General features: G+C 73.6%; 14 protein-coding genes and 1 riboswitch. Of the genes, 6 read left to right on the top strand and 8 right to left on the bottom strand.

Going from position 1 to position 13,908, the window contains the following annotated elements; all coding sequences use genetic code 11:
- Nucleotides 1-18 precede the first annotated feature (18 nt).
- The 3 genes from ABTW87_RS11975 (at nt 19) to pip (ending at nt 2,911) form a co-directional block, all read left to right on the top strand.
- Nucleotides 19-975: an ATP-binding cassette domain-containing protein gene (locus tag ABTW87_RS11975; RefSeq protein ID WP_350650817.1), complete on the top strand. Its 957-nt coding sequence runs from the start codon at nt 19-21 to the stop codon at nt 973-975.
- Nucleotides 972-1,778, top strand: coding sequence for an ABC transporter permease (locus ABTW87_RS11970; protein ID WP_350650816.1), 807 nt, complete (start codon nt 972-974; stop codon nt 1,776-1,778). The genes ABTW87_RS11975 and ABTW87_RS11970 overlap by 4 nt, the downstream gene beginning before the upstream one ends.
- A 191-nt stretch (nt 1,779-1,969) precedes the next feature.
- Nucleotides 1,970-2,911 (top strand): prolyl aminopeptidase, encoded by a 942-nt coding sequence (pip, locus tag ABTW87_RS11965; RefSeq protein WP_350650815.1) that lies wholly within the window; start codon nt 1,970-1,972, stop codon nt 2,909-2,911.
- Between the two features lie 36 nt (nt 2,912-2,947).
- Here pip and ABTW87_RS11960 read toward each other — a convergent pair whose 3' ends face one another.
- Entirely contained in the window at nt 2,948-4,153 is a 1,206-nt protein-coding gene (locus ABTW87_RS11960) for a chorismate-binding protein (protein WP_350650814.1), read from the bottom strand.
- 122 nt (nt 4,154-4,275) lie between these two features.
- Between ABTW87_RS11960 and ABTW87_RS11955 the strand changes: the two genes are divergently transcribed.
- A complete protein-coding gene (locus tag ABTW87_RS11955; RefSeq protein WP_350650813.1) occupies nt 4,276-4,476 on the top strand; it encodes a DUF5999 family protein in 201 nt (66 codons plus the stop codon).
- Nucleotides 4,477-4,596: 120 nt separating this feature from the next.
- Here ABTW87_RS11955 and gcvP read toward each other — a convergent pair whose 3' ends face one another.
- Nucleotides 4,597-7,416 carry an aminomethyl-transferring glycine dehydrogenase gene (gcvP, locus tag ABTW87_RS11950; RefSeq protein ID WP_350650812.1) on the bottom strand — a complete coding sequence of 940 codons (2,820 nt, stop codon included), beginning with the start codon at nt 7,414-7,416 and terminating at the stop codon, nt 4,597-4,599.
- 73 nt (nt 7,417-7,489) lie between these two features.
- Nucleotides 7,490-7,589: riboswitch (glycine riboswitch) on the bottom strand.
- 37 nt (nt 7,590-7,626) lie between these two features.
- The gene (locus ABTW87_RS11945; RefSeq protein WP_350650811.1) at nt 7,627-8,481 is read right to left on the bottom strand and encodes an NAD-dependent protein deacetylase; all 855 of its coding nucleotides are present in this window, start codon (nt 8,479-8,481) and stop codon (nt 7,627-7,629) included.
- 75 nt (nt 8,482-8,556) lie between these two features.
- Between ABTW87_RS11945 and ABTW87_RS11940 the strand changes: the two genes are divergently transcribed.
- Both ABTW87_RS11940 and ABTW87_RS11935 read left to right on the top strand, forming a co-directional pair.
- Nucleotides 8,557-9,216, top strand: coding sequence for an NAD(P)H-binding protein (locus tag ABTW87_RS11940; RefSeq protein ID WP_350650810.1), 660 nt, complete (start codon nt 8,557-8,559; stop codon nt 9,214-9,216).
- 84 nt (nt 9,217-9,300) lie between these two features.
- A complete protein-coding gene (locus ABTW87_RS11935; protein WP_350650809.1) occupies nt 9,301-9,768 on the top strand; it encodes a DUF6194 family protein in 468 nt (155 codons plus the stop codon).
- A 44-nt stretch (nt 9,769-9,812) separates the two neighbouring features.
- Here ABTW87_RS11935 and ABTW87_RS11930 read toward each other — a convergent pair whose 3' ends face one another.
- The 5 genes from ABTW87_RS11930 to ABTW87_RS11910 form a co-directional block, all read right to left on the bottom strand.
- Nucleotides 9,813-10,463, bottom strand: coding sequence for a DivIVA domain-containing protein (locus ABTW87_RS11930; protein WP_350650808.1), 651 nt, complete (start codon nt 10,461-10,463; stop codon nt 9,813-9,815).
- A gap of 35 nt (nt 10,464-10,498) precedes the next feature.
- Nucleotides 10,499-11,677 carry a globin domain-containing protein gene (locus ABTW87_RS11925; RefSeq protein ID WP_350650807.1) on the bottom strand — a complete coding sequence of 393 codons (1,179 nt, stop codon included), beginning with the start codon at nt 11,675-11,677 and terminating at the stop codon, nt 10,499-10,501.
- Between the two features lie 2 nt (nt 11,678-11,679).
- The gene (locus tag ABTW87_RS11920) at nt 11,680-12,078 is read right to left on the bottom strand and encodes a group I truncated hemoglobin (protein ID WP_350650806.1); all 399 of its coding nucleotides are present in this window, start codon (nt 12,076-12,078) and stop codon (nt 11,680-11,682) included.
- Nucleotides 12,079-12,564: 486 nt separating this feature from the next.
- Nucleotides 12,565-13,158: a MerR family transcriptional regulator gene (locus ABTW87_RS11915; protein ID WP_350650805.1), complete on the bottom strand. Its 594-nt coding sequence runs from the start codon at nt 13,156-13,158 to the stop codon at nt 12,565-12,567.
- 172 nt (nt 13,159-13,330) lie between these two features.
- Entirely contained in the window at nt 13,331-13,795 is a 465-nt protein-coding gene (locus ABTW87_RS11910; protein WP_089014393.1) for a bifunctional nuclease family protein, read from the bottom strand.
- Between the last annotated feature and the right edge of the window lie 113 nt (nt 13,796-13,908).

Below are 13,908 nucleotides of genomic sequence, written 5' to 3'. Positions count from 1 at the left end.
TACGGAAGGGGGTCGCGGATGGCGGCGATCGAGGCCGAGGGGCTGCGCAAGCGCTACGGCGGGACTCACGCGCTCGACGGGCTGGACCTCACGGTTGCGGCCGGTGGGGTGTGCGGGCTGCTGGGCCCCAACGGGGCGGGCAAGACCACCGCGGTGCGCGTGCTGGCCACCCTGCTGCGGCCCGACGCCGGCCGGGCTGTCGTGGCCGGCGTCGACGTGCTGCGCCACCCGCGGGAGGTCCGCGGGCGTATCGGGCTGGTCGGCCAGCACGCCGCGCTCGACGAGGTGCTCACCGGCCGGCAGAACCTGGTGCTGTTCGGGCGCCTGCACCACCTGTCGCCGGCGCGGGCCCGGGCGCGGGCCGCGCAGCTGCTCGACCGGTTCGACCTGGCCGACGCGGCCCACCGTCCGGTCGGCACGTACTCCGGGGGCATGCGCCGGCGTCTCGACCTGGCCGCCGGGCTGATCCTCGACCCGCCGGTGCTGTTCCTCGACGAACCCACCACCGGGCTGGACCCCCGCGCCCGCGCCCAGGTGTGGCAGGCGGTACGCGGGCTCGCCGCGGCCGGCACCACGGTGCTGCTCACCACCCAGTACCTGGAGGAGGCCGACCAGCTGGCCGACACGCTGCGCGTGATCGACCGGGGCCGGCTGATCGCAACCGGCACCCCGGAGCAGCTCAAGACCGCCCTCGGCGGTGACCGGGTGGACGTGGTGCTGTCGCGTCCGCAGGAGCTGGACCGGGCGGTGCGCGCGGTCGCCGCGGCCACCGGCGCCACCCCGCGCGTCGATGCGGCCGCGCTGCGGCTCAGCGTGCCCGTCGCGCACCGGGTCACCGCGCTGGCCGCGGTGCTGCGGGCACTCGACGACACCGGCCTGACCGCCGCCGACGTGGCGGTGCGCCGCCCCACCCTCGACGAGGTGTACCTGCGACTCACCGCCGTCGACACCGACGACCGGACGGTGACCGCGTGAGCATCCTGCCCGCCCGGCGGCTGCGCTGGGCCCTGTCCGATTCCCTGGTGCTCACCGGCCGGGCGCTGGCGCACTGGGCCCGCCAGCCCGTGGAGATGCTCGTCGGGCTGCTGTTTCCGGTGCTGCTGGTGCTGATGTTCGGCTACCTGTTCGGCGGCGCGATGACCGTCCCCGGCGGCGGTGACTACCGCGAGTTCCTGCTGCCGGGCATGTTCGCCATGACGATGGCCTTCGGCATCGAGGCCACCTACACGGCGGTGGCGACCGACACCGACCGCGGTGTCACCGACCGGTTCCGGTCCCTGCCGATGGCGCCCTCGGCGGTGGTGACCGGCCGCGCCGCCGCCGACCTGCTGCACTCGGTGCTCGGCCTGGCGGTGATCCTCGCCTGCGGGCTGGCCGTGGGCTGGCGGTGGCACGACGGGCCGGCGCGGGCCCTGGGCGCCGTCGGGCTGCTCCTGCTGCTGCGGGTCGCGCTGATCTGGGTGGGGATCCACCTGGCGCTGGTGCTGCGCCGGCCGGAGTCGGTGGTGGCGCTGCAGATCCTCGTCTGGCCGGTCGGGTTCACCTCGAACGCGTTCGTCGCGCCGCAGAGCATGCCCGGGTGGCTGGCGGCGGTCGCCGAGTGGAACCCGCTGTCGGCGACCGTGGCCGCCGGCCGGGAACTGTTCGGCAACCCCGGCTGGGGCGGGGACTCGTTCGCCGCGCAGCACGCGATCGTCCTCGCGGTCGCCTGGCCGGTGGTGCTGATCGCGGTGTTCCTGCCCCTGTCGGTGCGCCGCTACCGCCACCTGTCCCGCTGACCCCGGCCGGCGGTCCCGCGCGCAACCACCGGCCGCGCCGGCGTGGCAGGCTCCCACCCGTGCTGTGGAACTGACTCGTTCACGTCGTCCCGGCCGGGTCGCCGGCCGATGCGTCGACGACATCAGTTCCACAGGCGGCACGGCCGGGACATCCAGCCGCCGCGACGACCCGCAACCGGGGAGGCACGACCATGGGGCGAGCGCACGCGCACGGGCTGCTGGACGTCGGCGACGGGCAGCTCGTGCACTGGGAGGTCCATGGCGACCCGGCCGGCAAGCCGGCGGTGGTGCTGCACGGGGGCCCGGGCTCGGGCTGCGACGCCGGCTGGCTACGGCCGTTCGACCTGAGCCGTTACCGGGTCGTCCTGCTCGACCAGCGCGGCTGCGGCCGCAGCCGCCCGAACGCCGGTGACCACACCCTCGACCTGTCCACCAACACCACCGCACACCTGGTCGCCGACATCGAACGGGTGCGCGAGCACCTGGGCGTCGAGCGGTGGCTGGTGCTGGCTGCCTCGTGGGGCAGCACCCTCGCCCTCGCCTACGCCCAGCGCCACCCCGGGCGGGTCACCGAGATGGTGCTGTTCAACGTCGTCACCACCTCCCGGCGGGAGATCGAGTGGATCACCCGGGCGATGGGGCGGATCTTCCCGGAGCAGTGGGCCCGCTTCCGCGACGGCGTGCCGCCCGGCGACCGCGACGGCGATCTCGCCGACGCGTACGCGCGGCTGTTGGCCGACCCGGACCCGGCGGTGCGGGAGCGTGCGGCCCGGGACTGGTGCTCCTGGGAGGACACCCACGTCGCCACGCTGCCCGGGCACCGCCCGGACCCGGCCTTCGCCGACCCGGCGTTCCGGATGACGTTCGCTCGCCTGGTCACCCACTACTGGCGGCACGCCGCGTTCCTGCCCGACGGCGAGTTGCTGCGCGGTGCGCGGCGACTGGCCCGCATCCCCGGGGTGCTGGTGCACGGCCGCCTCGACATCAGCAGCCCCGTCGACATCCCCTGGCAGCTGGCTCGGGCCTGGCCGGCGGCACGCCTGGAACTGCTGGACGCCGCCGGTCACGGCGCCGGACCCGGCCTGGCCGACCGCGTCCGCGCCGCCCTGGCCGAGTTCGCCGCGACACGCTGAGCGCCGGCACCCGAGGCCGGCTCGCGGCCCCGTCGGTCAGCCGGCGGCCAGGGCGGCGCGCAGCGGGTTCGCCTTCGCCGCCGCCTCGGCGACCTCGGCGTCGGGGTCGCTGCCCCAGGTGATGCCGCCGCCGGCCCACAGGTGCAGCCGGTCGGCGTCGGCGGCGGCGGTGCGGATGGTCAGGCCCAGGTCGATCCGGTCCGGGGCGACCCAGCCGAGCGCGCCCATGGCGGCACCGCGGCCGACCGGCTCCAGGGCGGCGATGTGCTCCAGCGCCGCGAGCTTCGGCGCGCCGGTGACCGACCCGCCGGGGCAGACCGCGCGCAGCAGGTCGGCCAGGCCCAGACCGTCGGCGGGGACCGCCGACACGGTCGACTCGGCCTGCCACAGGTCGCACCAGCGCCGCACCGCGAACAGATCGTCGACGCGGACGCTGCCGGTACGGGCGACCCGCGCGAGGTCGTTGCGTTCCAGGTCGACGATCATGACGTGTTCGGCGCGTTCCTTCGCCGAGGCGAGCAGGTCGGCGCGGCCGGCGGCGGTCGCCGGGCGGGTGCCCTTGATCGGGCGGGTGAGCACCCGCCCGGCGGTGACCTCGACCAGGGTTTCCGGGGAGGCGCAGCCGATCGCCCAGCCGCTGCCGGTGAGGACACCGCCGTAACGGGCACCGGGCAGCGCGCCGAGGCGGGCGAGAGCCGGCAGCGGGTCGCCGGTGTAGCGGGCGGCGGCGTGCCCGACGACGTTGACCTGGTAGACGTCGCCGCGGCCGATGGCGTCGCGGACCGCCCGCACGGCGTCGGCGTGCTGCCGGGACGTCCAGCTCGGCGCCCAGTCGCCGAGCCACCACCCGCCGGCCGGACGCCGCACCGCCCCGCCGGCGGCGCGGCGCGCGACCGCGTGGCCGTAGACGACGACGGCGACCTCGGGCAGCGTCGGCGTGGGGGTGGGCGCGCCGGGCGTCCCGCCGGTGAGCAGCGCGCCGGCGGCGGCCGAGACGTAGAGGGCGGCCCCGCACACGCCGTGCGCGCCGTGCCTGCCGGCCGGACGGGCCAGGTCGTCGAGGGCCAGACCGTGCTCGGCGAGGAAGCGCTGGGCGAGCGCGGCCGGGTCGCCGCCGTCGACCGGCCGCCACTCCCAGCGGTCCCGCTCGACGAGGGCGGCGCGGCAGCCCGCCGGCGCCCCCGGCACATCGACCGCTATCCGTGGGAGCGTTTCCACGCCGTCCGGTCCAATCTGCCTCATCCGTTCAGTGGATTCGGGTACCGCACGCGCGGACATGCTCGATACTTGTCGCTTTCGCTTGGTACTGTGCGTCACTGGTCATGTGAACCATGACACAGTGCCCCCACAGTCCGGAGAACCCGATGTGTCAGCACCAACCCACCTGCCCCTCCGCCGATGCGACCGACCGGGACGCCGCCAGAGTCATCGCCTGCTTTCCTGAACAGGGCTGGAGCCTGCTCTGCAACGGGGTCATCGTCTTCGAGGACACCGGTGAGCTGCTCCCGGACGGGCGGAGCATCGCCCCGCACCGCGGCCCGGCCCGCCACGCCCTCGTCGCCTGAGACGAACACACTGCGTCACTTACCCGTTCACGTCGACCCCAGGCTAGTCCCCCGGTCCCGGACACCCGGAGCCGACCCGACCGGCCGGGGCGCCCGCGACAGCGCCCCGGCGACGGCCAGTCAGTCCTCGAAGGCCTCCGGCGCCGGACAGGAGCACACCAGGTTGCGGTCGCCGTACGCGCCGTCGATGCGCCGTACCGGCGGCCAGTACTTCCCCGCCCGGTCCACGCCGGCCGGGTAGCCGCCCACCGACCGCGGGTACGGGTGGGGCCACTCGTCCCCGGACACCATCGCCGCGGTGTGCGGGGCGTTGGCCAGGGGGTTGTCGCCCGCCGGCCACTCCCCCGACCCCACCTTGTCGATCTCCGCCCGGATCGCGATCATCGCCTCGCAGAACCGGTCCAGCTCGGCCAGGTCCTCACTCTCGGTGGGCTCCACCATCAGCGTGCCGGCCACCGGGAACGACATCGTCGGTGCGTGGAAGCCGTAGTCGATCAGCCGCTTCGCCACGTCGTCCACGCTCACCCCGGTGGCCCTGGTCAGCGGCCGCAGGTCCAGGATGCACTCGTGGGCCACCAGGCCCTTGTTGCCGGCGTACAGCACCGGGTAGTGCCCGCGCAGCCGCGCCGCCACGTAGTTCGCCGCCAGCACCGCCACCCCGGTCGCGCGGGTCAGGCCGGTCGCGCCCATCATCCGCAGGTACGCCCACGGGATCGGCAGGATCCCCGCCGACCCGTACCGGGCCGCCGAGATCGCCGGCCGGCCCGCCTCGGCGACGAGCGGGTCACCGGGCAGGAACGGCGCCAGGTGCGAGCGCACCGCCACCGGGCCGACGCCGGGGCCGCCACCGCCGTGCGGGATGCAGAACGTCTTGTGCAGGTTCAGGTGCGACACGTCCGCCCCGAACTTGCCGGGCTTGGCGAACCCGACCAGCGCGTTGAGGTTCGCCCCGTCGACGTACACCTGCCCGCCGGCGTCGTGGACCTTCGCGCACAGCGACGCGATCCCGGTCTCGTACACGCCGTGCGTCGACGGGTACGTCACCATGATCGCCGCCAGCGCGTCGCGGTGCTTGTCGATCTTCGCGTCGAGGTCGACCAGGTCGATGTTGCCGTCGGAGTCGCAGCCGACCACCACCACCCGCATGCCGGCCATCACCGCGGACGCGGCGTTGGTGCCGTGCGCCGACGACGGGATCAGGCACACCTCCCGGTGCTCCTCGCCGCGCGAGCGGTGGTAGGCGCGGATCGCCAGCAGGCCGGCCAACTCGCCCTGCGAGCCGGCGTTGGGCTGCACGCTTACCGCGTCGTAGCCGGTCACCTCGGCCAGCCAGCGCTCCAGCTGGGAGATCATCTCCCGGTACCCGGCGGTCTGCGACTCCGGCGCGAACGGGTGCACGTGCGCGAACTCCGCCCAGCTGATCGGCTCCATCTCGGTGGTCGCGTTGAGCTTCATCGTGCACGAGCCCAGCGGGATCATGCCCCGGTCCAGGGCGTAGTCGAAGTCGGCCAGCCGGCGCAGGTAGCGCAGCATCGCCGTCTCCGAGTGGTGGGTGCGGAACACCGGGTGGGTGAGGAACTCCGACGTGCGCGACAGGGCGGCCGGCAGGGCCTCGTCCGCGGCGCCGTCGAACGCCGCCACGCCGAACGCCGCCCACACCTTCTCCAGGTGCGCCACCGTGGTGGTCTCGTCGCAGGAGATCCCGACCCGGTCGGCGTCGACCAGCCGCAGGTTCACCCCCCGCTGCTCGGCGGCGGCGACCACGTCGGCGGCCCGGCCGGGCACGGTCGCGGTGACGGTGTCGAAGAACGCGACGTCCGCGACGCGCACGCCCCCGGCGCGCAGCCCGGCCGCGAGCCGCGCCGCCATGCCGTGGGTACGCGCCGCGATCTCCCGCAGCCCGTCCGGCCCGTGGTAGACGGCGTACATGCCGGCCATCACCGCGAGCAGCACCTGGGCGGTGCAGATGTTGCTGGTGGCCTTCTCCCGCCGGATGTGCTGCTCGCGGGTCTGCAACGCCAGCCGGTAGGCGGGGTTGCCGTCGGCATCGCGGGACACCCCGACCAGCCGGCCGGGCAGCATCCGCTCCAGGCCGGCACGTACGGCCAGGTAGCCGGCGTGCGGCCCGCCGAACCCCATCGGTACGCCGAACCGCTGGGTGGTGCCGGCGGCGATGTCCGCGCCGATCTCCCCGGGCGGGCGCAGCAGGGTCAGCGCCAGCAGGTCCGCCGCCACGGTCACCAGCGCGCCGGCGGCGTGCGCGGCCTCGACCAGGCCGGCGTGGTCGCGCACCGCACCGGACGCCCCGGGGTACTGCAGGTGCAGACCGAAGAAGTCGCCCGGCAGGTCCTCGGTGTCCAGGTTGACCACCCGTACGTCGATGCCCAGCGGCTCGGCCCGGCCGGCGATCACCGCGATCGTCTGCGGCAGCGCGTCGGCGTCGACCACGTACACCGGGCTCTTGCTCCTGGCCGCGCGGCGGGCCAGGGTCATCGCCTCGGCCGCGGCGGTGCCCTCGTCGAGCATGGAGGCGTTGGCGGTGGCCAGGCCGGTCAGGTCGGTGACCATGGTCTGGAAGTTCAGCAGCGCCTCGAGCCGGCCCTGGCTGATCTCCGGCTGGTACGGCGTGTACGCGGTGTACCAGGCCGGGCTCTCCAGCACGTTGCGGCGGATCACCGCCGGGGTGTGGGTGCCGTGGTAACCCAGGCCGATCATGGACACGGCGACGGTGTTGCCGGCCGCCAGGGCGCGCAGCTCGGCGAGGGCGTCGTGCTCGCTGGCCGGTTCGGGCAGGTCGAGGGTGCCGTGCCAGCGGATCACCTCGGGGATCGCCGCGTCCATCAGCTCGTCGATCGAGCCGTAGCCGACGACCTCCAACATCCGGCGCTCGTCGTCCGGGCCGGGGCCGATGTGGCGGGCGGCGAACTGCTCTGCGGTCATGGGCGGCGCCTCCGGGGGGCGAGGTCGACAGGTCGGCCTCCCCCTCTGTCGCACCCGAGGGTGCTCCACAGTGCCTGCCCACGAGGTCCTTTTGCCTGAGAGGTTCCGGGGAGGATTTGCCCCTTCGGCGCCGCTCCGGGTGATTTCCGGGCGGTCTCTCCCACGCGGGTGCTACCGGCACGGTCAACGCTACCAGTGGGTGGGTCTCCCTCAACGGGCGAGCGGCCGCGCCGCGCAGGCCCGCTCGGCGAGCGCCGGCAGCAGCACGCCCAGCGGCGCGTCCACGCTCAGGGCCGCGTACGCGTCGCCGCGCGTCGGGCCCTGGTTGACGATGGCGACCGGGACGCCTTCCTTCGCCGCCCGCAGCACGAACCGTCGTCCGGACATCACCGTCAACGACGAGCCGAGCACCAGCAGCAGCCGGGCGCCGGCGACCATCGCGAAGCACCGGGCGACCCGGGCCGCCGGGACCGTCTCGCCGAAGAACACCACGTCCGGTTTGAGCATGCCCGTGCCGCACAGCGTGCAGTCGACCACCCGGAACCGGGCCACCGCCTCGTCGTCGAGGTCGACGTCACCGTCGGGGTTGACCGCCACCGCCCGCGCGTCGAAACCCGGGTTGGCCTCGGTCAGCCGCCGGTGCAGTTCCTCCCGGGAGGTGCCGTTGCCGCAGCCCAGGCAGCTCACCTCGTCGAGGCGGCCGTGCAGCTCCACCACCTGGTCGCTGCCGGCGGCGGTGTGCAGGCCGTCGACGTTCTGGGTGATGATCCCGTCGACCAGGCCGGCGCGTTGCAGGCGGGCCACCGCCCGGTGCCCGTCGTTGGGGGCCGCCCGGGCGATCGTGCGCCACCCGACGTGGCTGCGCGCCCAGTAGCGGCGCCGGGCCTGCGCGTCGCCGGTGAACGTCTGGTACGTCATCGGTGTGTGCCGCCGGGCCGCGCCGCTCGGCCCCCGGTAGTCCGGAATGCCCGACTCGGTGGACAGGCCGGCGCCGCTGAGCACCACCACCCCACCGCCGGTCACCAGCTCGGCCAGCATCTCCACCCGCTCGCTCACCCCGCCCATGCTGCCCCAACACGGGCCCCCGCGCCCACCGGGACCGTCGCCGCCCGCACCCGGCGGCCCGGTAGGTTCGGCGGTATGCGTGTCGTCATCGCCGGAGGCCACGGCAAGATCGCCCGACTGCTGGAACGGGACCTCGCCGGGCGCGGCGACGTCGCCGTCGGCCTGATCCGCAACCCGGGCCACGCCGCCGCCCTCACCGCCGCCGGCGCCCACCCGGTGGTGTGCGACCTGGAACACGCCGACCTCGACGCGGTCGCCGCGCACCTGGCCGGCGCCGACGCGGCCGTCTTCGCCGCCGGCGCCGGCCCGGGCAGCGGCGCCGCCCGCAAGGACACCGTCGACCGGGCGGCCGCGGTGCTGCTCGCCGACGCCGCCCAGGCCGCGGGCGTGCGCCGCTACCTGCTGGTCTCGTCGATGGGCGTGGAGCAGCCACCCGCGCCGGGCACCGACGAGGTGTGGGCGGCGTACCTGCGGGCCAAGAAGGCCGCCGAGGACGACATCACCGCCCGCGACCTGGACGCGACGGTGCTGCGGCCCGGGCGGCTCACCGACGACGAACCCACCGGCCGGATCACCCTCGCCCGGCACGTGCCGCGCGGGGCGGTCACCCGCGCCGACGTCGCCCGCGTCCTGGTCGGGCTGCTGGCCGCGCCCGCCACCGCCGGCCTGACCCTCGAGCTCGTCAACGGCGACACCCCGATCGCCGACGCCCTGGGCGCCGTCACGTCAGCTTGAGCCACCAGTTGAGGGTTCACCAGCGTCCTTGACTGCCCGGCCGGGAAAAGTCTCAACAAGCATTTCAATGAGAAAATTGAAGGTGTGAACGCCGACGAGATGACCCGCCACATCCTCGACACCTTCGACGGGGTCACCGCCCTGCGGGCCGGCGGTGACACCTTCCTGATCTACGACCCGCACGGCGACCTGCCCCCCGAGCGGCAACTCCCGTTCGCCACGATCGTCACCGGCGACCACTACGACACCGTGTCCCGCCTCGACCGGCCGGGCGCCTACCGCCTCAACATCGGGCTGACCAAGGCCACCTACACCCAGCGGTTCGGCCCCCCGCCCACGGCCCGCGACGAGCACGGCGTCCTGGCCACCGGCGTCGACCAAGCGCAGGTCGACACCCTGCTGCCGCACCCCCACTACGCCTCCCAGCACTGGGTGTGCGTGGTCAACCCGGCCGAGGCGACCCTGCCGCAGCTGCACACGCTGCTGGCCGAGGCGCACGCCTTCGCCGCACGCAAGTACGCCAACCACCGCGCCCGCCGCTCACCGGCCTGACCCCGGTGTGGGGACGGCCCGCGGCGGCCGGCCCCACACCGGCGTCAACGCTGACCGTGGCGGGGCAACGCGCCCTGCCCGGCCCCGGCACCCACCGGCGTCCCGTTGTCCTGCGCCAGCCGCTGCATCGTCCGCGCCAGGTGCTGGCTGCCGTCGTCGAGATGCCGCGCCGCCGCCTGCATGTGCGAGATCATCATCTCGCCGTAGATGCGCAGCGCCTCCCGCGTCGCCACCGAGTCGTCGAAGCTCGCCCCGGCCGACGCCCGGTACTCCTGCACCGCCCGCTCCGCCTCCTGCCGCGCCTCCTCCGCCGCCGCGCGCACGTAACTCTCGTACTGCGTCCGGGCGTACTCGGCGACCCGCCGGGCGTAGTCGTGGGCCTGCGCGATGATCTGCTCCGCCTCGCGCTGCGCCGCCGACAGCAGGTTCACCTCCTTGGCCGCCGGCATCGTCGACGCCGCCGGCGCGCTCGGCAGCACCCCGTGCCGATGCAGCTCCAGGTGGTTGTTGAGCCGCTCGTTCTCCGCCCGCAGATGCGCGATCTGCGACGACAGCACATCCAGCTCGTCGGCCACCTGCACCCGGAACCGGTCCACGTCGGCGTTGTCGTAGCCGCGGCGGGTGAACGGCGCCGTGCCGAACTCCCACCGCCGCACCCGGTCCGCCGTGATCCGCACCTGCAGACCGCTGGACACGTGCTTACCGTCGTACCTGCTGATCGGACTCGCGGTCACCGTAACCCTCCGGAATTGTCAGCGGCGGACACCGCCTGCACGGCCATCCGCCACGACGGGCCGTACCAGTGCTTGCCCAGACCCTCGTGGTGCAGCTGGCCCGCGTGGTAACCGGCGCGGTCCAGCGTGGCGATCGCGTGCGACACCATCGCGTCCGAACCGCACACGTACACGTGCCGGGACCGCCAGTCCCCGTCGGCCAGCGCCCGGTCCACCGGATAGGTGAACTCCCCCGGCCGGTTCGCGTCGCTGCCCACCACGTAGCTGACCGACAGCCACGGGTACGACGACGCCAGCTTGTCGATCACGTCGCTGTCGTAGAACTCCATCCGCGACCGGGCCCCCACGTACAGGTCGACCCGCCGCCGGGAACCCTCCGCGGCGACCTGCTCCACGAGCGCCTTCACCGGCGCCCACCCGGTACCACCGGCCAGCAGCAGCAGATCCGCCGAACCCGCCGAGGCCAGGGTGAGCCGGTCCCCCACCGGCGCCGACAGGTTGACCTGGTCACCGGTCGTGCACCCGTACACCAGACGCGAGGACACCGCCCCGCCCGGCGCGGCCCGCACGTGCAACTCCAGCGTGCCGTCCGAACGGGGCGCGTTCGCCGGCGAGTAGTACCGCCACGACCGCACCGCCGGGTGCGACACACCGATCGACTGGCCGGGGGTGAACGGCAGCAGGTACTGCGGGCGCAACGTCAGCACCGCCACGTCGAACGCCCGCCGTTCGTGGCCGACGATCTCCGCCACCCACCACGGCGGGTTGACCGCCTCCGCCGCCTGCGCGCCCTCGGTCATCACCTTGGCGACCAGCCCGTACGCGCCGGCCCAGTCCTGGGCCAGCTCCTCGGTCCACTGGTCGCCGAGGAAATGCTGCAAGGTGGCCAGCAGCGCCTCACCCACGGCCGGGTAGTGCTCCGCGCGCACGGCGAACTTCCGGTGGTCGGCGCCGAGGTCGGTGAGGAACCCGACCAGCCGGTCGACCTGATCCACGTGCGACACGATGTGCCCCAGCGCGGTCACCAGCCGGTCCCGCTGACCCGCCATGTTCGTCGGGAACATCTGGCGGGTCTCGGGATGCGCCAGGAACAGCGTCGAGTAGAAGTAGAGCGGCACCTGGTCGCCGTGCGCGGCGACCAGGGACCAGCTCTGCTTGAGCCGGGCGGCGTCCACGCTCAGGCGCCCGTCCGGGTTCCGCCGGCCACCACCTGGTCCTGCACCTCGGCCAGCACGGCCTGCACGTCGGTGATGACGTCGCCCGGTACGCCCAGATCGGTAAGCGTCTCGGTCAGGTGCCCGCCGACCTTCGCGTAGTGCGCCGCCGGGATGTTCAGCGGCTGGTGCGCCTCGGCCAGGCCACGCCCGGCGTACTCGTTCGGCCCGCCGAGGACCACGGCCAGCATCAACGCCAGGTGCCGCCGCTGCGTCGTCATGTCCACGTCGGTGAAGTAGCCGGCCAGCTCGGGGTCGGCCAGGACCTTGTCGTAGAACAGCTCCACGGCCGCCTTGACCGAGCTGGCGCCGCCGATGCGTTCGTAGTGGGACGTAGGGGCGGTCTCTTCGGTAACCGTCACGGTCGGTTCCTTCCGCGATGACAGGGGTTCGCGCTGGGGTCGGCGCGCAGGGGTACGTCCGCCCGCTTTCGGAGCCTCGCCGTCACCGGGAGGACGCGATGGGGACCATAGCGCGTTGCGACGTTCCGGTCACCGCCGCCCTATCGGATTCCCGACAACCCTCCACCACGGACAGTAACCAATCGGGAGTCCATCATCGACGCACCGCCAGTACGCGGACACAGTCCGTTTCGGACGGCGGCAAATTTCCACTATGGGCGTGACAATCCCATGAAGCGCACATCGCACGACGACCGCCGCGGAACCCGCCCCCACCAAGGCGTCCAGCCCTCGCGCACCACCCCGAACGCGACCCCGAACACCCCACCGACGAGCTGACCCACCCGACCGGCCACGCCACGACGGAAACAACCCAGAGTAATTACAAGATCTCAGACCGCGTCGGCGCGTCGCAGCCACGCCGCACCCGCGGCACCGCCCCGACGATCAGCCCGCCCGCCGCCGCGCCCGCCGCGCCGCCAACTCGTCACCCACCACGTCCGAAGCCGCCGGCTCCGGACCGGCCACCGGCCCCTGACCCGCCGGCTCCTGACCCGCCGGCTCCGCCGGAAGGTGCGACAACGAACCCTGGATCTCCTTGAACGCGCCACCGATCGCGATGCCGAACACCCCCTGGCCGCCCTGCAACAGGTCGACCACCTCCTCCGGCGACCGGCACTCGTACACCGTCGTCCCATCGGAGATCAACGTGATGCCCGCGAGGTCCTCCACCCCACGCGACCGCAACGCCTCGATCGCCTTGCGGATGTTCTGCAACGACACCCCGGCGTCCAGCAGCCGCTTGACCACCTTCAGCACCACCAGGTCCCGGAACGAATACAACCGCTGCGTCCCCGAACCCGACGCGTCCCGCACACTCGGCACCACCAGAGCAGTCCGAGCCCAGTAGTCCAACTGCCGGTAGCTGATGCCCACCGCGTGGCACGCCGTCACACCCCGGTAGCCCACCGCGCCGTCACCGTCCGTCGCCACCGACGCGCCCTGCTCCGAACCCGAATCGGGATCCCGCGGCTCCTGCATCCGGACAACCTCCCCGCCGTGCGGTGACACGCCGCTTCCGCAACGCGCACCCCTCGATACGGCAACCCTAACGCCGCACCAGACGGTTACCGGGGAACAACAGCAACGACACGCCGCGCGCACCACACGCCGACCCCAGCCGTCACCCACCGTGACGACACCGGGCCGCCGGTCAGCCGGCGAAATCCTCCGGACGCACCTGCTCCAGGAACTCGCGGAACTTCTCCACCTCGTCCTCCTGCTCATCCGGAATCACGATCCCGGCCTCACTGAGGACCTCCTCGGCACAACGAATGGGCGCACCCACCCGCAACGCCAACGCGATGGAATCACTCGGCCGCGCCGACACCCGCACCCCGTCACCGATCAACAAATCGGCGTAGAACACGTTCTCCTTCAACTCGGTGATCTCCACCGCCCGCAACGGCGCCTTCAACGCCGCCAACACATCCCGAAGAAGATCATGAGTCAACGGTCGCGCCGGCTTGACCCCCTGCTGCTCGTAGGCGATCGCCGTCGCCTCGACCGCGCCGATCCAGATCGGCAGATAGCGGTCCCCCTCGACCTCCCTGAGCAGGACGATCGGCTGGTTGCTCGGCAGCTCCACCCGAACCCCGACCACGCTCAGCTCGCGCACCGCCGCCTCCGTGTCGTTGTCACCTACGCCGCACCGCGCCCTTCCTGCACGGTACACGGACCGCGACACGGCCGTCCCACGCGCTGCAAGCGCCACGCCCGCGCCAGAAAGGG

This window comes from Micromonospora sp. NPDC126480 (assembly GCF_040302465.1).
Lineage (GTDB): Bacteria > Actinomycetota > Actinomycetes > Mycobacteriales > Micromonosporaceae > Micromonospora.
This window is presented reverse-complemented; position numbering and strand designations above follow the sequence as displayed.